The organism is Paraburkholderia dilworthii (assembly GCF_000472525.1).
Classification (GTDB): Bacteria; Pseudomonadota; Gammaproteobacteria; order Burkholderiales; family Burkholderiaceae; genus Paraburkholderia; species Paraburkholderia dilworthii.
Genome location: NZ_AWZT01000012.1, coordinates 1 through 17,586 on the forward strand (window position 1 = coordinate 1; position 17,586 = coordinate 17,586).

Sequence of the window (17,586 nt, forward strand, 5' to 3'; positions counted from 1 at the left end):
GTGCTGGCGTACAACATGAAGCGGGCGATCAAGCTACTCGGTTCAGAAGCGGTTATGAAGGCGATGAGGGCGTGATGCCCGTACGGGGTTGTTGACCCTTTGCGATGTGTTCGACCGTGATTTGACGTTTGGGTTGCCGCAATCGAAAAGCCGTGACCTGCGCCGAGACAGGTTTCGTCAATTCCCAGTCGCCAGCCGTTTTGACACACTCTGGGCCGTACTGAGACGGACGGCGGACATCGCAGGACACCCCATCTCAATCTTTCGGTCGGCGGTGCGATCATTGTCGAAACAAGTTGGCTCGATGGCTCGATGGCTCGATGCAAAAAATTTCACTTGGACGTTTGATCGGACGCCTATTAGGGCGACGCATGCATGGATGCATGCGCGGAATGTCGCTGCCTAGGGGCGGCGAGCAAGGGACCGGATCTTGCTCGCGATGTCCGTGTCCTGCTGACGGAAGGGAGCGCGTCATGATCAAGCTACTTGGCATCCTGGTTTTAGCGTTCGGTATTGCGGGTTGCGTCGCGGCGCAGCCGCCCTACTACGGCTACGGCGACCCGCCCGGCTATTATGCGCCGCGCCCCAGTTTCGGCATCGGGATCGGGGCAGGAAGTTTCGGTGGCAGTGGTTTCGGAGGCGTCGGCGTCGGGCTCGGGTTTTAGATGGAGCGATACTGCCGTCAATCATGCGTCGTCTCTGGCCAGCAGTCCGATATGAAGCACGTCACTGTCCCGGGCAGAGCCTCATGCGCGACGTAGCGGGAGCGTCAGTTCATTGCGCCCATAGATATCAGCCATGAAACCGATGCTCTCGCCGGCACCGCTTCGCATTCGTCCCGTTTTTGCGCCGCGTTGGTCCCACACCGACCTACCCCGGTCATTGGATCTGGCTCTACCTCGACGGCAGCTGCCAAGTGTTGAGCAGCCAGTCGTGAGTTGTGTCGATCGACGAGTACTCAGTTGCCGTCTCAACGGATTTAAGAAGTCACAACGACCAACGTGACGGTCGCAGCGGCATGATTTCGCGCAGATATCTGTGCGTCATCGCACCCTCAGCCACACCTATAGATCAGGGCATATCCCACCTGAATCTTTCAATTTTCTTAACTATTCTCCACGATGTTGGTCATATGAAAACCCGCAATGACAGGAACGATTCTCTTTTCTCGGACTTCCTAACTCCATCTTGATCTTAAATAACGCCGCTCCAAAATTTTCGTAGCCTTTACCCGGCTAGTTATACCTTGACACGCGGTTGACAATTGTTTTGATCTTCAAGATTGCCGCAACGTGTTGTTGGATCGTCACCTTTGCGACACGTCGAGTACCAATCCCACCCAACACGCGTTTACCTCACGGAGCGCAAGATGACAGCTCGATTGTTCCGATGCAATATCATCAACTCCGGGGGGGCGCCGATCCTCTGGATAGGCGATCAGCTTGAACAGGGTGAATGGGCAGAAGAAAGTCTTCCGTCCAAGACAGCTGGCAGAATTAACCCCGGTCAAACTGGGCACTACCAAGCAGAATCCGGTGGAGATATACCGATTTTTAGTAGTGTTATGACAGGTACAGAAGGGTGGGTTGCTTTTAGTACAACAAACCTTAGTGGCGAAACGGAGTACTTCAAAGTATCGCATTGGCTGCCGTACTGGGCACCAAGGCGAGGCGCGCAGGCTGAGGCAATGCGTTTCGATCCCAGAACAGTACCGGGATCGACAGAATTCGACACGCGCGATACAAGTCCCGCCACCGTATCGATCAAGAGGGAATCATTCTCTCCACACGACGACATAGCTGAGTTTCAAAGCTTGCCATGGTTGGTCGCCTGGTCCGTAGCGCAGGTTTTTACAGTACCACACGGCGATTTTCACTGGCACCTCACGCTAACCGTTTCGGGTACCGCACCTCCACCATCCACGACAATCCCATTTTCTTCGACGCAGCCACCGAAAGTGAATTCTCAGAGCTTCCGTTTTTCAAATCCGGATATGTGGCGAGGCATTTGGGATAGCGACGACGGCAGCGTTACAGCCGTCATCACCGAACGAGACGGCGGTATGCTAAATGTGTCGATAACGGAGCGATCGCCTGGCGGCGGGGAACTGAATTTCAACGCAATTGATGTTCCAATTTCACGAACGCGGCTGTTCGACATTACTCGAGTATTTGATGCGATCCCAACTCTCCGCAAGAACCGAGAATTGGTCAGCAAGCTTGATCGTGGCCTGCTCGAGGTCGAAAGGCAGGGAGGGAATAAATTTGAGGCGTCGGAGATAATAACTCGTGACCAACGCTTGTACGGGCAAACGATCACAGCGCTTGAGCGAGAATCTGCATTCGTCCGTGTACCTGAACCCATGAAGTTTGGGGGCGACTATTTGAGCCTTCCAAACGATGCGGTGTTGGAGATTTACAAAGTAACTGCGGACAGACAGAATCTTGGCTACGAATTGCGATACGTTCGCCCCGGCTTTGTGCCGGTCATGGTAGTCAACGGAATTGACAGACGTCTTCACCATCGGATATTACTGAGGTAAGCCATTGCGGCGCTTAAAGTCGCTTGAGTGTGTCTGCTTCGCGGTGCTGAGCAGACGCATGAATGTCACTTAAGGAAGAGTGTCGAAAGACTGCAACTGGCCGATTGGGTGAGTTCGCCAGCGGCCGCTTGGTGGCACTCCCGTTTGCAAAACCTGATTCTGGCTGACTGACCGGTTTGAAGAAAGCTGTCTGACCGGAGTGGGTCGAGTGGGGAAGTTCGCCGGTCAAGGCGATCCGTTGCGGTGCTAGACAACGTCAAGCAGCACGGCCAAAACAATTGTCGCTGCCCACGGTGCGCTTCCGATGGACTTCCGGGTCCGGCCAACTCCACCCGTTCGAACGAACTTCCATGACTGTCCGCTTACGGAAGGACTTGAGCCGTTTCGCTATCGCACTGCCTCGATGACCCGGGCCACTACACCGTTATGAATGGCGTCGCCAAGCAAAAAAAGCCGGCGCGTGCGCCGGCTGAATAGTTCGTCGTATCCGAGGGCGAACGAACCTGATCGAGCAGGCCCGTCAATTGCCTGCAATTCTCTTTTTGCCGCTGGGGCAGCCCATCAAGACCAGGCGCAGTGCGCGCCGTCAGCCCGCTTTGTTCGCGTTGCTCCGACTCGGCGGCCCGATGACGCCTGCACGTTGTTTCTCGGCACCCACGCGCTCAAAGATCGGGGAAGCCGCCGCCTGATCTCTTTTCGCCGATGCCTGCTGCTGATCATGCTGGACATGGCTGCAAGTGCCCATTGCGTCGAGCCGGCCCAGCAGCGCTTGGCCCTGTTGCACGAGGGCAGGCGGCACGTTGGCTGTCGCCAGTACCGTATGGATCCGTTTGCGCCAGTAGTCCGGCGACGTCACGGCGGTCGCACGGCATGTATCGCCGCGCGGAACCAGATGCTCGAGTTGCAGGATCATGGCGCGGATGTGCGCCAGTTCGTGTTCGGCACGGTCGCAGGAGTTCATGTCCGTTCGTGAGTCAGATTCGTGTTGTTGTTCCATATTGGACGTCCGGGCCGCGCGAGATTCATGACCCGAAGCCATTCGGCCAGTCGGGACGGGGCCGTTCCTTCGGCGGGCCGATACGGCCCGCCGGTTCTCACCGCTATGCGCGTCGCCTCATTCGCGGCGCTGGCGCCAAGGCCAGCCAGATAGATCCGGTCGCCACAGCAGCTGCGCCCGGCGGTGTTCGCGCCGATAGTGGCCCACCACGAAGATGGCTGCGATCACAAGCACGGCCGAACCCATCACCATGCCTACCCTTACTTCGTCCATTGTTCCTTCGTTCAAAACCTGAGTCGTCAACACCGCGATAACCTCGGTCGCTTATCGGGTGTCCATCGATCAAACGCCACTCGGCGCGTGGTCCGCCTAACTTTCTTGAGTCCGTGCATCCTGGCGTCCCATGACGCAGCCTTGCATCAACTGTCTGGCGCCCACGGTAGTCGTTATCGCTTCACAGTCTGCGACGCCTGCTCGATGGTGCGCCGGGCGTTCTTCGAGCCAGCAGCGGTGGCCGTAGCAAGATTGCTTTCGGTGACCCGCACCACCTGCTGGCCGGTCTTCTGCAAGCTGTCGAGCAGGGTGCTCGTTGTACTGATCGCGTATTTCCATGCTGCGATGGCGGCTTCCGAACCGGCGAGTGAACTCCTTGCAACTTCGTCTACCAGCGTTTGCACCCGCTCGCAGCAGGCCCCGCATTGCGCATTTGCAACCTGCGCGAGTTCGGCCTGGGTGGCCGACACGATCCCGGACAGCTGGCGGCTGTAGGTCTGGGCCTTTTCTGCCATCGGCGCTGCAAGGCTGGTCTGGAGCGCGAGCCAGTCCTGCGGCCCCTGGGCGGACAGCGCCTTATGCGCGTGTTCGCGTGACTCGGCCAGCGTCGATCGGATCCACTGCACATTCAGTTCGACCAGCTTTCCGGTGCCCTCGACCAGCGTGCGTGTCAATCCAAAGTACACGTCGAGACCGGCCCTCCGGTCCGCAAGGGTCTGTTCCTGCGTCAGCATGATGAAGCTCCTGTAATGGCGATCCGGCGGGGCGCCGCACCAGGAAAGGGCGGGCGATATAGTAGAACCGCGTAAGTAGACGCACCACGCGCGTCACATGCGGCACGCACGTCATCAGTGGTTTGCGAGGGTCATTCGGGCGTCGGCGTCACCGCAGCCGCATGCGCCGCGGCATTACCCGCAGGTGCCATGCGCGTTTGTGTCTGCAACGCGATCCGGATGACAGGGGACGCTGGCGAACGTGGTTCAGCGATTCCGCGCAACCGCCTGAAGCAACAAATCGCCGTCCAACGTAAGAGACAGACGCTGACGACCGGATGCCAGCGGTTCCAGTACGACCAGCTGGCGCTCCACTAGGGTTTCGAGATCTGTGCCGTTGAGGTCGATCCGGTCCGGCGCACTCCTGACCAGCATCAGGGCGGCGAATTCATGCGGGCTTAGCATGCTTTTCTCTCAGGTGTCTGGATTAATGTTGCCGGTAGCAAATATGACCGCTGTCATGTTAAAAACCCACGCCGGTATTCGGTATCTTCCAGTTTTTATCCCGGCATTTGAATTTGCGATCTGGTTTGACGCCGGGATGCCTATCTTAGTCGATATCACGTCCTATCGGATGAAGAAAACAGATGGACGATTAACCGCTGATAGATCGCATATTGTCAGAGCATTATGGCTGCCCCATGCTGGGAGCCGCACCGGAAGCGGTGATCTACATTGCGTGTGAACGGTGAGATTCTCACTGTGCGTCGGAGTTAAAACGTGATTTCGTTCAACATTTTTATATTTAAATCATTTTTAAAGATTTACTTTTTGAGAAGCAATGTGACGAACAACCAGTCCGCTCACTCGCTCGGCGGCTTCCATCCTGCAATGACAGTCGGTACTGGAGATGAGGTGTCCATTTTGGCGATCACCTGGTCATGAACGAGCCCAGCCCGGGGGCATCCGACTCGCGCAGCGCAGCCTCGACCTCTGCGCCGATCCAGCGGTCGCATGCCTCGGCTTCTTCAGCTGTGGCGAACCCGGATCTAACGGGGGAAAGGATTGGTAGGCATGGGGAAGTGCAACGCCGCAGACACGAACTTGAAACGATCAAATATCGCGACCCCTCGACCGGCAACACGTAGACGGGCCGAGGTCGGCCGCCTGGCTGGATGCGCGGCCGTGCCCCCGCCGAGATTTGATCGGCCGCCCCAATCACCAAAGCAGATATGAGATGTGTAACTTTTCCGCTTTCGCCATGACGGTCGCGGCGCTGGCCGCCACACCGTCCTACGTGGCCGATCCCGTTTTGCAGTAAACGTCCCAAGAATGAAACATTCGCGATGCAACGCTGTGTCGCTAACGCTGGCCGCTCCCGGCGGCGGGATAGCGCTCCGGCAAAGCGCGGATCTCCTCTCTCTGCCGTGCCCTGTTCAGTCCTGAACAATGGATTGATTGATTTCGCTGTCGCCGTCGCTCTTCCCAACCGGGAGCGCTCCAGAGACCGATTGCGGCCGCAAGCGTAACGGAAATCACTCCGAACACGTGTGCAACGTTTAACGTTGTGTTTCCCCGATGCCAGCATGACGTGTGCGGTCTTCATTTAACTGAAATCCCCGCTTGGATAATCCTGAGCGGATCCAGGCTATTGGGAACTCAAAGACCGCCGCGCGGCAACACTTGCCGGCTCGGTCGCGACTATCCAGGGGTTGACAGCCCGGTGCTCCGCAGCGATCACTCCTCGCGCAGATGAAGGCCGGACATTGCCGCGCACGGCGCGGCGGATCATGCTAAAAGTCGGACGACTTCCCGCGTCATTTGCCGGGTGAAACCAGTGCTGTCCGGTGGCAGCCAAAAAGGGGAGGAATGCCATCGATCCTGTTGTGGCGAGAACGCGTAGCGTCGAGCCGGCGGACTGTGCTCGTAGGGCTCCTGTTCGCTGCGATCGTCCTGCTGGCTTTGCTCGGGGGCTATTACATCGCGTACGAGCGGGCGCGCGCTGCGCAACGTGGCGTCGCCGGAGACATCGAAGCCACTGCGAGGTGATGGCGGCGGCGCCGCGGAACCGGCTAGACTATCCCGCGCTGGCGGACCGCTCCGCGCGACAAGTTGTTTCTGCCCTGGAGGCCGCGCGCTCACTTTCATGCTGGGGCGACCGCAAGAGGCGCTGGCGCGGGGGGCGAGGTGCTGCTCGCGGCCCTGCGGGGGGGCCCGATACCGCGACGGTGAACATCAGAAACGGGACCAAAACAATGAACTGGCTGTGGACGTGGGGCGGCACCAGCTTCGGCTATCGCGACGGTGACAATCTGTGGACTTACGATGGGCGCCATGTCGGCCGTTTTGCCGGTAACGACGTCTATGCCCCGGATGGGACGTACCTCGGCGAACTCGCGGGCACTCACCGCCTGATCACCTGCCAGGCGAAGCTGGGCTCGCGGCAGGCTGGCTTCACGCCCTCCGGGAGGCGGGTTGTCTACGCGTCTTACGCCGAGTACAGCGGCTACGCGCTGGACGAGGGCTACGAGGATTTTCCGGCCCCTGGGACACTGCGATGACAACGCGCCACGAAGGCAGGCGGCGAGCGCAGGCCAGGCAGCGGCAACGTGCCGATGCAGACGTATCTGGAAACAGCACCTAGGCGTGGATCACTGGTCGCCCAATCCGTCCGGCCAGGTTGGCGATCCGCCGTAGTCGGACGGCCGCTTTAGCGAGAACTGAACGTCGCTTCAGGGTCGGTATTTGCCCGTCGTGATTGACGTTCGCAGTTGTCGGCTTCGGGCCTTGCTTGCCGTTAGCGCACCTTCTGACACATGCAATTGGGGCCCGGCGCGTTCAATCGATACCCACGGCGCGTCGCATGGCTGCAGTGATGCCCTGACGCGTCGTCAAGTATCCCTCCCACGGATCGGCGTTGAGCGACCGCTGGCGCTCAACCGCCTTACGCATAGTCCACTCATCGCCTCGGCTGACCTCCTGCAGTTCGTCCCATGAGACAGGCATCGAGACACCCATGCCCGAGCGGGCCCGCACGGAAAACGCGGCAACGGTACTGGCTCCACGGCTGTTGCGCAGGTAGTCGATGAAAATCTTGCCCACGCGGTTCTTCGGTCCGAGCACCGCCGACAAGCGCTGCGGGACGACCCTCGCCATGTGCTTCGCAACCGCGTGGGCGAACGCCTTGGTCTCGCTCCAACCCTGCCGGCGCGTCAGGGGCACGATCACGTGGAAACCCTTGCCACCGCTAGTCTTCGCAAATGAGCGCAAGCCGATCTCGTCGAGCACCACCTTCAGAAGCTGGGCGGCTTCGAGCATCGCCGTCCACGGCAGAGCCGGGTCCGGATCGAGATCGAAGATGATGCGATAAGGGTGCTCAAGGTCCGGCGCGACGGCGTTCCATGTGTGAAATTCTACGACGCTCATCTGGGCCAATCCGACCAGCGCTTCCTCGCTGTTCGCGACAAGCAACGGAGGGTGACGCGGATGTAGCTCGGGAGGCAATTCGACCACACCCGGAATGCGGGCTCTCTCACTGTGCTTCTGGAAAAAAAGTTCGCCCTTGATCCCGTCTGGCGCACGCACGAGAGCGAGCGGCCGGTTAAGCAGATGGGGCAGCGCCCACCCGGCGATCGCGGCGTAGTACTCCGCCAGTTCCTTCTTTGTATGGCCAGTGACTTCATCCAGAACGCGCTGAGGATTGGTGATCCGGATGCCGCCGATCTTCACCGCGCCCTTGGCGCCCGCCACTTCCCGTGTCGAGCCGGCATCGGCTTCCACTGGCTCGTCGTACTCCACGGCCACCATCGGCTCTTCGCTGACCGCGGACGCGGGCTTGTCTTCGCGCACCGCATGGAAGACGGGATGACGCACTTCGCCGCCCGGCGTCCATTCGAGAAAGGAGCATTCAACGACGATCGACGGATCGAGCCACAGATAGTCCCGGTCCTTCTCTGGCTTCGGCGGGTTGTAGAAGCCAGTGGCCTCGCGGCGCACGGTGTCTGCCCTCTTCACGAAGGCGGATGCAGCGCGGGACGAAAAGTACGGCCTCACGCTGCCCGCATAGCGCAAGGACCCATCCTTCTCATGCACTCCAAGCAGCAGCGAATGCACGCCCGCGCGCGCGCCCTTCGCCCGCGTGAACCCGCCGACGACGAATTCATGGCGCAGGCTGCACTTGAGCTTGATCCAGTCCGTCGAGCGACCTGAACGATAAGGCGCGTCCGCGCGCTTGCCAATGATGCCCTCTAGCTTCATCTTGCATGCGGAGGCGACAAGAGACACGGGGTCCTGCGGAAAGTCTTCCGAAAAACGCATGGCGTCGGATGTCGTCTGCTCCATCAGTTCGCGCAGGAGTGCCCGGCGGGAACGCAGCGGCTGCTCGCGTAGGTCGACACCATTCAGCCAGAGGATGTCGAACACGAACATGACAATGTCGGCCGTGCTGCGCCGGTCGAAGGCATTCTGCAGCGCGTTGAAATCGGGGCGGCCGCCCGAGTCGAGCACGACCGCCTCCCCGTCAAGCCAGCCGTCGTCAACCTGTAGGGCGTTGCAGGCATCGGCTAGCCGTGGCATGCGCGCTGTCCAGTCCTGTCCGTTGCGGGTAAAAATCTGGGTGATACCGCGTTCAATACGCGTCATGACGCGATAGCCGTCGAATTTTATTTCGTAGGACCAGTCGCCGCCTTTCGGGACACGGTCTACGAGTGTGGCTAGCTGGGGCGAAATCAGCACGGGCAGCGCGCCCTCTTCCGATTGCAAGGGAGTGGCAACTGCTTTTCCGCGCCCGCGACTCCAGCGCCCCATCTCACGCACCGGCCTCGTGCGGCGGAGCCTCTCTCAGCCAGAGCTCAACCTCCGGGCTGGCGGTGAACACGGGCCGTGCGAGCCAGTTTTCGAATGTTGGTCGCCAGTCTTCCCAGACATAATCGTCAATGTCGAACTCCTCCTCTACCGCCCCGGTCCCGCGCTCGCAAAGGAAGGCGAAGACGACCGAGTGCCCGTTCCAGTAGGCCGCCATGCAATCGTTAAGCTCCGCAGTAACGCCACGCGGCATATCTCGAAGCATCATCGCGAGATGACGAACAAAGTCCTGATGAGTCATGGAATCTCTCCCTTCTCCGGCCAGGGCGGTTTTTAGCGGAATTGTGCGGGCCCGGCCATCGCAGTCTTCCAGCACATTCCATACCGTCGCCGGCGTTTCTCAACGCGCTCCAAGGTGGCGGACCCGGCCCCGCCAGGGAAGCCGGCCAGCTGAGCGCTTCCCTGCGACACCCGTCCCGCCGTCGACGAACTCAAGGTTTCGCGGGACGCGGCCGATAACACAGAAAGCCAGGCCTTTTGATACTCACCGCTACCGGAGCATCTTTGTCTCACGACCGGCGTCGGTGCTTTCTGAGAAAACTTCAACCAACAAAGGACAAAAATGCGTTTATTGCTCGCCCTGATTTTCCCATGGCTTCAGTTCTTCACGATCGGGCGGCCGTTCGCGGGAATAGTCTGCCTGCTGCTTCAGATTACGCTGATCGGCTGGATTCCTGCCGCAATCTGGTCCGTCTACGCACTGAGCCAGTACAAGACCGATCAGAAGATCGAGCGCGCCCTGGCGAGCCGCGGATGAGCATCTGCGTTGACTGAACAAGGCCCGACAAACATGTCAGCGGTTGCGGTCTTCGATCTGAACGGCGCCGCGGTGGCGAACTGTTCCTTATCGCGGGCGATCGCGCTGCTCGAGAAGGGGGCGGCCGAAGTCATCCGCATGGAGCCGATGGCGATCAAACTTGTGCGGCCGGCGGGAAACGGAACTCTACCGTCCGCGCCGCGATCCCGAGACACCGCGAACCCGAGCCAGAAGAAGGGGGCGGCACGCCTGAAGAGCTTGCGAGCGCGCGACGGGGACAACTGCTTTTACTGCGGCGTTGCGCTTGGAACTGGCGACGTGACGTTGGAACATCTTTTGTCAGAAAAGGACGGCGGCTCCTGGCGACTCGCCAACCTGGTGCTGGCTCACAAAAGTTGCAACGAGCTTGCCGCAGACTTACCGGTTGTAGCTAAGGTCCTACTTCGTGAACGCCTGCACGCGCGAAGGATCGCTACGCTTTCGAACGGAATGCCATAGGAAAGCGCTTCCTGGATGCATCGCCGCGTAGAGCAAAGCGTTCAGCGCGCGTGACCGTTGAATATCGGACGGACCTGACGGTCGCCGTTACAGGCACGCAGGCGGAACGCTACCGCTGCGTCATCCACGGCCGAGCATGGTTCCGCGACACCGGCGGTGACCGCAACGGCATGCGTACTGCGCTCGTACCGAAGCTGAAGCGCGGCCCTCTGTCGTCAGTCCATAGCTGATAAACAGTTCCTCGCCAGCCTTGATATTTGCGAGTGCGTGTATGAGCACTCTCCCTTCGGATTCGACCGCTTCACAGTTCGCGACGCAGGCATGGTTGATCCATCGTGCGCTGTTGCCGCCGATTGAGCCGTCGATGACCCGACCATCGGCAAGTCCGAACAGGAACGTGTGGCCCTCAGTGCCGAATTTCGCATGGCGGGTTACTGCGCGTTTCCAGCTCATCACCGTACCGGTGTACTCGATGATGAGTTCACCAGCGCTAAGCGGCTGCAACGCAAAGACGCCGCGACCATGAACGCGCGAGCGTCGGACAGAAATTCTTTTCATCGATAGTCGGTATTGCAAATGTGGGAAGTTGAGCCGCCGCTGGTTAGGACCGGAACGAACATCACATCTCCGCCTGCGAGTCAGGGACGGGCACTTGACAGCGATTCGGGCCTGGTAGAATCGTCCATCATCCACAACGGAAATTCAAGACGATGGCACGATACAAGGAACTGCTTGCGGAAAAAGAGAAGCTTGAAAAACTGATCGCGGAGGCGCGGCAGCAGGAGGCCGCGTCCGCGCTCGAAAAGGTCCGCGAGACTGTGGTGGAGTTCGGCTTCACGCCTGAACAGGTGTTTGGCAAGCGGCGCAAGGATGCGGGACGCGCGGTGGCCGCGAAGTTCCGCAACCCCGAGACTGGTGAAACGTGGAGCGGGCGCGGGCGCGCGCCGCGATGGATCAAGGATCAGGACCTCGCACGCTTTCGCATCCCCGAATGACTGCGGCACACGACGGCGCCGGAAAGGCGCGGATCTATCTCGCGGGTTTCGACGTGTTTCGCCCCGACGCACTGGAATACGGTCGCTCGCTGCAGCGACTTTGCGCCAGCCTGGGATTCGAGGGGCTTTATCCGCTCGACGCGATCGCGCCGGCGAACCTGTCGCCTCAAGACAAGGCCGCGTGGATCTATCGTGCCAACGTGGCCGCCCTTCGCCGCGCCGATATCGTGATGGCCAATGTGGCTGACTTTCGTGGCGTTGGCGAGCCGGATAGTGGCACTGCATTCGAGATAGGGTTTGCCGCCGCACTGGGAAAGCCTGTCTGGGCTTATCGGGACGATCTGAGCGCACTGCGTGAGCGCGTGCCGTGCATTGCGACCGCGCTCGGCGATGTTTGCGAGCGCGGCTATCTGGTCGAGGACTTCGGGCTTCCCATCAACCTGATGCTCGCGTGCGCGACGCAAATTGTCGAGGGCGGCCCTCTTGCCTGCCTGCACGCGATTGCCGACGCAGGATGCGAGGGGATGGCCCCCTCCCCCTGTAGACGGGGTGGCGAATCGCAGATTCGCAAGGTGTTGGGGTGACGCCAGTTCAGTATATAAGGTGATAAATGCCATGAGCGAGTCGCACCTGTGGAATGCCGAGCCGCACACCGCCTATCTCCACTGGCAGACGACAGAGGCGGCCGGCGCAGACCGCCGCCGGTTCTCCCAACGCTCGATCGTGCAGCACAAGGCGATGTTCGACCGGTTCCTGCGCCATCTGCTCACCCGCGGCGTGGCACTCGCGACGTTTGGGCCCGAGCACCTTGAGTCATTCTTTGGCGACGTCGAAAACCGCTGCGCGCCGGGCACGACCACACGCCTGCGCTACGTCAAGCTGATCGACCGACTATGTCGCCACCTCGTCGACGTCGGTCTGCGTGAGAGCAATCCGGCGGCACCCTTCGCACTCTCGGCCGCCTGGCCAGAGGATGAGCCAGAGCCGCTCTTTCTCGATCCGGCCGCCGACGCGGCGCTGCAGACCTTCGTGCAACCCGACGCCGGCGACGATGCCCGCCTGTGCCGCAACCGCGCTGTCGTAGCGCTGCTGCTGGGGGCGGGCCTCACTGCGGCCGAACTCCGCGGCACGCGATGGCGCGACGTCGTCGTCGAAGGGGTACGGCCGCAGGTATCCGTTCCAAAGCGAGGGACACGCCTCGAGAGGACTGTGGCCCTTCCCGCCTTCTCGACGCCTGCGCTTGCGGCATGGCAACGGCTTCATCCGTCGCCCGACGGCGCGCTTCTTTTCCCCGCGCCGCGCACAGATGACAAGCCCATCAACGACGTCCTCCTCGGTGCGGTCGTGCGTGAAGCGCTGGACGCGATCGGCTTTGCTGCGCCGGACATGAGCCCGCGTGTGTTGCGCAATACCTTCGCGCGTCGTCAGCTGCTGTCTGGCCGCACCAACGAACAGACGAGCGCAATGCTGGGCCTGGCCAGTCATCGCACCGTTATCCGCATCCGCGACACCATCAGCGCCCAGACGACTTGACTTCGCTTCCAGCTCCGTAGGCTGGTCTTGCCGGTTCGTCTGTGCCGGCACAACCTTTGTCCGGAGTGCTACATGCCATACAAAACATCATTCATGGACATGGCCTATCCCGATGAAACGGGCCGGCCATGCGCCCTCCAGTTCCGCATTGCACTTACCGCAACAACTGAGCGTCTGGCGATTGTCCATCTGCTTGAGACGAAGGCCGATTACCAGGGTCCGATGGAGTCATCCATCGTCCGGGACCAGATCCTGAATCGCATTCTGGATACTCACCTGCGCGGCGTTCCGTTGAACGCCATCCGGCTCGTCGTCGAGAGCGGCGAAGAGTCGTCGCTGTTTCCAATCGATTTCGACGTTGGGGACTACATCAAGCGTGGCAATCCCTACGAGGCGACGCATGTCACAACGGGTCGCGGTCTGTTCCGGGAACGTGTCGCGATCCGGTCTGAGTCGGTTGTCGCCGGACGGACCCGCGTACAGACCAGCCACGCCGAGCCCGTTGCCGTGCCGCGCGACATAGCTAACGCGCTGCGCTAGGCGTGTGACGCGGTCGGCCGGTTCACAAGCCCGAAAGGCGGTGCTGTTACGCCGTCTTTCGACGGGGCGTGCACCTGCGCCACCGGTCAGAATGTCCTGGAGTTCGTGTGTCCCGCAACCCGCATCACAGCCCTTCGCTGCCCACATCATTCGAGAGCGCATGAAAACAATCAAGCCGACGAACGAACAGCTCGACACGCTCGAGACGGTCGCCTCCGGCGCTACGGTAAAAGTCAAAGCGTACGCCGGCGCCGGCAAGACCTCGACGCTCGGGATGATCGCCGAACGGTTCAGCACGAAGCGTGGCCAGTACCTCGCCTTCAATAAGGACATTGCGGCCGAAGCGAAGCGGAAGTTTCCGCGCAACGTCATGTGTCAGACGGTCCATTCGGTCGCCTTCCGGGCGACCGACAAGGCGCTGACCGCGCGGCTGAATCTTCCAAAGGAGCCCCCTCACCTTCTCGCTGCCAGGTACGGGCTCGGCCCCGTCCGCGTTCCGACGATTATTGGCAAAAACGTCGAGCTATCCGCCTTCCAGGTCGGCCGCCTCGCTGCAGATGGCGCTGGACGCTTTTGCCGGTCCGCGCAGGATGAGCCAGAGGCGTGACACATTCCAGTCGAGGAGATGCTCACGGAGCAGTCGGCCGACGAGTTGCGAGCGATGCTGTTGCCCTTCGTGGTGCGCCACTGGAACGAGAGTATCGACCCGCAGGGGAAGACAGCCATCACGCCGGACACGTATCTGAAGACATGGGAGCGGTCGCGGCCGCAGATCGGCGCCGATTTCATCCTGTTCGATGAGGCGCAGGACAGCGACGGTCTGATGCTGTCGGTCCTGCGTCGCCAGGAGCACCCGCAGGTCATTTATGTGGGCGACCCCTATCAGCAGATCTACGAGTGGCGCGGTGCGGTCAACGCGATGGAATACATCAGGGCGCGTGAGTGCGCGCTGACCGAGTCGTTTCGCTTCGGACCGCACTTTGCCGCGCTTGCGTCACGCATTCTGAACCTGCTGGGCGAGCGCGTACCACTTCGCGGCCAGGCCAACGTCTCATCGACCTTCTTCGAGGAGCATGAACCCACCCGGAGCTTCGACGCGATCCTCTGCCGCAAGAACGTGACTGTCATTGGGACGCTGGCAAACGGCCTGCAGAACGGACACAAGGTCGCCGTGCGGGCGAACGTCGAGGAGATCCTTGCATTCGCCGATGGCGCGGACCGCCTGATGCGGGGTCAGCGGACGTTCAGCCCTGCTTCACTCGCACTGTTCGAAACGTGGCGCGACGTTCAGCAATACGCAGCGACTCACGCTGGCCGTGATCTCCTGCCCGTTGTCCAGCTTATCGATCGTGAAGGCACCGCCTATCTGCGCGACCTCCTGTCCCGCGCTTCGCCGGAAGCGGAGGCGGATTATGTGGTCTCAACGATTCACCGCGCCAAAGGTCTTGAATGGGACCGGGTGAAGGTCTGCGGCGACTTCAGGTTCAAGACGGAAGACGATGGACGCACTACGATGGCCGACGAAGAGAAGCGCTTGCTGTATGTGGGCCTTACACGCGCCCGGAATGAAATGGACGTATCAGAGTTGCGCAACGATCTACTTAAAGTTTTCACGGATGCGGCCGAAAGCTGATAAGACTGTCCAGACAATGCAAGGAGCAAAGATGAATGAGGTTACGGGACGAGACGAAAGCACCGAGGAAGACGACGCTGCGCTGGACGACACACCAGATACGCTCACAGATGCCATCCTTTATCTGCGGCTCGTCTGCGGCGCCAGGCGCCATCACACAGAAGCCGGCAGAGCCATCGTCCTTCTCGTTGAGCGTTACGAAGCAGATTGCGTCGCCAGGGACGGAGACACGCCCGCCATACGGAAGCACGCAAGAGGTTCCTTCTACCAGTACATAGCGAACAAAACAAACCTGTCTTGCGACACTATTAAGCTCTATGCCCGATGATACGAGAAATTTGGCGATAGTGGGGACGCCGTCGAATATCTATCGCTGAGCGATATGCAACTGCTGTTGCCGGAAAGCGTGGACGATGACCTCATCGCACACATCGTCGAAGCCAGGAAACTCGATCCCGACCTACGTCGGCAAGAAATCAGGAAAATCATGCTTGAATACCGCGCGGCGCGTTGTTTGACTGTGGGAAGGTCTTGACGCTCAAGGTTTCTCACGACGCCGCTCCGGACGAACCGGGGCGATGAACGTCCGTTTTTTGAAGCTCGACGCCCTCTGGCCAGATGAGCACCTCCATATCTCCTAGAATTACCGCTTATTGCAGATCGCCCAACGAGATGGCAGGCCTACCGAAAGAACAATCTTCCCGGCGCTCGGGACGCTCCGTTAGCCCCCAAGTTGTCTTCGATGCGCACGAGCCAATCACGCACGGCAGAGCGCGGGAGTACGGCGACACAGAAAATCCCGCCCTTACCGCCTTCGTCGGTAGCCTCTGGGCGGAGCTCCATTCGGCTGACGCGACTCCGGTGCCGCGTTGCCCGCATTGCGCTGGCGCCCGTGGCCGCCTGCACCAGCGGGCAAATGAGTATCATGCAGTGCCGTATTTTCGGTGCGTCGATTGCCGTCGTTTGTACACACGACTGACGGGCAGCCCCATTGCTCGCCTCCGGTTCGCGAAGAAAATGCCGGAGTTCTTCCGGCTCCTGTCCCAACCGGTGCCGCTCGAGGAGGTATCGCGCCGTCTAGGCGTCGAATACGGCGCAATCTCGAACTGGTTGATGCGCTTCCGGCAACTGATCGCGCTCCACGATCCCGAGGGTCATTGGACGCCACTCGTCAGGCTCGGCCTGAAATACCGGCCGCACGGCGAGTGTCCGAAATGCGGCCATGATGGACAACTAAACAACGGAGGGTTCACCGCCGACGACCAACGGCGGGCGAAGTGTCCATCGTGCGCTTACGTGTGGCCGCTCGACGCTGGCACGACAGGAGGTGACATACCAGTCATCGTCGCCAATGATCTCGCGCTCAACGCGGCGGAGCGCCGCCGACGCGCTGGACTCGATGCCCCGGAGCTGCCACGTGTCGAATCCGCTTCGGTCAAAACGCAGCCCCGCATGGCACCCGCGCTGGTTCCTTCGCCGCTACTCTCTCCCCTCGACGCAGGTCGGTTTGATTTCGGCGGCCCATTGCGTCACAACAGTCCTCTTCCGCGGCGCCACGTCGAGGACGAAGAACTGACGCGCTTCCTGAAAAGCCGTGTCGATCAGGTCCTCTCTGACAACGTAGAACCGCCACCGTGCCCGCATTGCGGCAGCCAGGACACGCGACTTGCCTCTTCGAAGCGCGCGCGCTCGCCTCTGCCTCAGTTCCAGTGCCGTGCGTGCGCGTCTATATTCGCGGGCGACCCGAACGCCGCTGGCCAAGATGCTGCGCAAGGACATCCTTTATCGGTTCCTGCCTCTGCTTTCCCAACACCGGCCGCTCGCTTATGCCGCAGATGAACTCGGGACGACGCCCGAAATTGTAAAGGCGTGGGTCAGGCGGTTCCGCGAGTGGCTGCTGGTACTGGATACGACCGGCGATTTTGAACGGCGCGTGCGGCTTGGTCTTAAAGCTCCTTGGCCGTTGATGGACTGCCCGCATTGCCTGAAGCAGGTCGAGGCGCGACCGCACGGCTTCAAACGGACAAGGAAGCAAACGGCGGCCGAACTCAAGCGACGCCTGTTCCGCTGTACCGGATGCAACGGCTTCTTCGACGTCGGCATCGACGCCCTCTAGCTCGACAGAGCGCATGTCCGCCAGGCATTGCCGCTGCCGTCCCGCAAGGCTTACTGAAGGTCGGCGTCGCACCGTCAGAATCGAGCCTTACCTGACAGTCGCACCACTGGCGTCTGGCCGGGTGGT

The 17,586-nt window shown here is 60.6% G+C and carries 23 protein-coding genes; 16 read left to right on the forward strand and 7 right to left on the reverse strand.

Going from position 1 to position 17,586, the window contains the following annotated elements:
- Positions 1–473 precede the first annotated feature (473 nt).
- Both F759_RS0112935 and F759_RS42105 read left to right on the forward strand, forming a co-directional pair.
- The gene (locus F759_RS0112935; protein WP_027800231.1) at positions 474–665 is read left to right on the forward strand and encodes a hypothetical protein; all 192 of its coding nucleotides are present in this window, start codon (positions 474–476) and stop codon (positions 663–665) included.
- Between the two features lie 704 nt (positions 666–1,369).
- Positions 1,370–2,542, forward strand: coding sequence for a hypothetical protein (locus F759_RS42105; protein ID WP_152530623.1), 1,173 nt, complete (start codon positions 1,370–1,372; stop codon positions 2,540–2,542).
- Between the two features lie 586 nt (positions 2,543–3,128).
- Here the strand turns inward: F759_RS42105 and F759_RS43635 are convergent.
- The 4 genes from F759_RS43635 to F759_RS0112960 all read right to left on the reverse strand — a co-directional run bounded on the left by F759_RS43635 (position 3,129) and on the right by F759_RS0112960 (position 4,990).
- A complete protein-coding gene (locus tag F759_RS43635; protein ID WP_051377230.1) occupies positions 3,129–3,503 on the reverse strand; it encodes a hypothetical protein in 375 nt (124 codons plus the stop codon).
- 153 nt (positions 3,504–3,656) lie between these two features.
- Entirely contained in the window at positions 3,657–3,812 is a 156-nt protein-coding gene (locus F759_RS43290; protein WP_167334021.1) for a hypothetical protein, read from the reverse strand.
- 173 nt (positions 3,813–3,985) lie between these two features.
- The gene (gene phaP, locus F759_RS0112955; protein ID WP_027800233.1) at positions 3,986–4,546 is read right to left on the reverse strand and encodes a TIGR01841 family phasin; all 561 of its coding nucleotides are present in this window, start codon (positions 4,544–4,546) and stop codon (positions 3,986–3,988) included.
- Positions 4,547–4,792: 246 nt separating this feature from the next.
- Positions 4,793–4,990 carry a hypothetical protein gene (locus F759_RS0112960; protein ID WP_027800234.1) on the reverse strand — a complete coding sequence of 66 codons (198 nt, stop codon included), beginning with the start codon at positions 4,988–4,990 and terminating at the stop codon, positions 4,793–4,795.
- On the opposite strand from F759_RS0112960, the gene F759_RS43640 reads away from it, so the two are divergent.
- Together F759_RS43640 and F759_RS0112970 are read left to right on the forward strand one after the other, a co-directional pair.
- On the forward strand, positions 4,989–5,270 hold the full coding sequence (locus tag F759_RS43640) for a hypothetical protein (protein ID WP_152530624.1): 282 nt from the start codon (positions 4,989–4,991) through the stop codon (positions 5,268–5,270). The two genes, F759_RS0112960 and F759_RS43640, sit on opposite strands and share 2 nt — an antisense overlap.
- Positions 5,271–6,780: 1,510 nt before the next feature.
- On the forward strand, positions 6,781–7,086 hold the full coding sequence (locus F759_RS0112970) for a hypothetical protein (protein WP_027800235.1): 306 nt from the start codon (positions 6,781–6,783) through the stop codon (positions 7,084–7,086).
- A gap of 277 nt (positions 7,087–7,363) precedes the next feature.
- Here F759_RS0112970 and ligD read toward each other — a convergent pair whose 3' ends face one another.
- Together ligD and F759_RS0112980 are read right to left on the reverse strand one after the other, a co-directional pair.
- Positions 7,364–9,331 (reverse strand): DNA ligase D, encoded by a 1,968-nt coding sequence (gene ligD / locus F759_RS37640; protein ID WP_084534247.1) that lies wholly within the window; start codon positions 9,329–9,331, stop codon positions 7,364–7,366.
- Between the two features lies 1 nt (position 9,332).
- Positions 9,333–9,629, reverse strand: coding sequence for a hypothetical protein (locus F759_RS0112980; RefSeq protein WP_027800236.1), 297 nt, complete (start codon positions 9,627–9,629; stop codon positions 9,333–9,335).
- A 321-nt stretch (positions 9,630–9,950) separates the two neighbouring features.
- Here F759_RS0112980 and F759_RS0112985 point away from each other — a divergent pair, with 321 nt between their 5' ends.
- Positions 9,951–10,145, forward strand: coding sequence for a YqaE/Pmp3 family membrane protein (locus tag F759_RS0112985; RefSeq protein WP_027800237.1), 195 nt, complete (start codon positions 9,951–9,953; stop codon positions 10,143–10,145).
- 9 nt (positions 10,146–10,154) lie between these two features.
- Positions 10,155–10,643, forward strand: a complete 489-nt coding sequence (locus tag F759_RS40100; protein ID WP_152530625.1) for an HNH endonuclease — start codon at positions 10,155–10,157, stop codon at positions 10,641–10,643.
- A 120-nt stretch (positions 10,644–10,763) separates the two neighbouring features.
- Here the strand turns inward: F759_RS40100 and F759_RS0112995 are convergent, their stop codons facing one another.
- A complete protein-coding gene (locus F759_RS0112995; protein WP_027800238.1) occupies positions 10,764–11,201 on the reverse strand; it encodes an SET domain-containing protein in 438 nt (145 codons plus the stop codon).
- Between the two features lie 152 nt (positions 11,202–11,353).
- Here F759_RS0112995 and F759_RS0113000 point away from each other — a divergent pair, with 152 nt between their 5' ends.
- The 10 genes from F759_RS0113000 (at position 11,354) to F759_RS40110 (ending at position 17,460) form a co-directional block, all read left to right on the forward strand.
- Entirely contained in the window at positions 11,354–11,638 is a 285-nt protein-coding gene (locus F759_RS0113000) for an H-NS histone family protein (protein WP_027800239.1), read from the forward strand.
- A complete protein-coding gene (locus F759_RS0113005) occupies positions 11,635–12,222 on the forward strand; it encodes a nucleoside 2-deoxyribosyltransferase (RefSeq protein ID WP_027800240.1) in 588 nt (195 codons plus the stop codon). Before F759_RS0113000 ends, F759_RS0113005 begins: the two co-directional genes overlap by 4 nt.
- Positions 12,223–12,253: 31 nt before the next feature.
- Positions 12,254–13,171 carry a tyrosine-type recombinase/integrase gene (locus tag F759_RS0113010; RefSeq protein WP_027800241.1) on the forward strand — a complete coding sequence of 306 codons (918 nt, stop codon included), beginning with the start codon at positions 12,254–12,256 and terminating at the stop codon, positions 13,169–13,171.
- Positions 13,172–13,264: 93 nt separating this feature from the next.
- Positions 13,265–13,711 carry a hypothetical protein gene (locus tag F759_RS0113015; RefSeq protein ID WP_244438818.1) on the forward strand — a complete coding sequence of 149 codons (447 nt, stop codon included), beginning with the start codon at positions 13,265–13,267 and terminating at the stop codon, positions 13,709–13,711.
- Positions 13,712–13,871: 160 nt separating this feature from the next.
- A complete protein-coding gene (locus F759_RS44985) occupies positions 13,872–14,318 on the forward strand; it encodes a hypothetical protein (RefSeq protein WP_322787086.1) in 447 nt (148 codons plus the stop codon).
- A gap of 18 nt (positions 14,319–14,336) precedes the next feature.
- The gene (locus tag F759_RS37650) at positions 14,337–15,344 is read left to right on the forward strand and encodes a 3'-5' exonuclease (protein WP_322787087.1); all 1,008 of its coding nucleotides are present in this window, start codon (positions 14,337–14,339) and stop codon (positions 15,342–15,344) included.
- A gap of 31 nt (positions 15,345–15,375) precedes the next feature.
- Positions 15,376–15,672 (forward strand): hypothetical protein, encoded by a 297-nt coding sequence (locus F759_RS0113025; RefSeq protein WP_027800243.1) that lies wholly within the window; start codon positions 15,376–15,378, stop codon positions 15,670–15,672.
- 54 nt (positions 15,673–15,726) lie between these two features.
- Positions 15,727–15,879, forward strand: coding sequence for a hypothetical protein (locus F759_RS42850; RefSeq protein WP_154670911.1), 153 nt, complete (start codon positions 15,727–15,729; stop codon positions 15,877–15,879).
- A 482-nt stretch (positions 15,880–16,361) separates the two neighbouring features.
- Positions 16,362–17,183, forward strand: coding sequence for a DUF746 domain-containing protein (locus tag F759_RS45140; RefSeq protein WP_161633314.1), 822 nt, complete (start codon positions 16,362–16,364; stop codon positions 17,181–17,183).
- Positions 17,107–17,460, forward strand: a complete 354-nt coding sequence (locus tag F759_RS40110) for a DUF746 domain-containing protein (protein WP_027800245.1) — start codon at positions 17,107–17,109, stop codon at positions 17,458–17,460. Before F759_RS45140 ends, F759_RS40110 begins: the two co-directional genes overlap by 77 nt.
- Positions 17,461–17,586 lie beyond the last annotated feature (126 nt).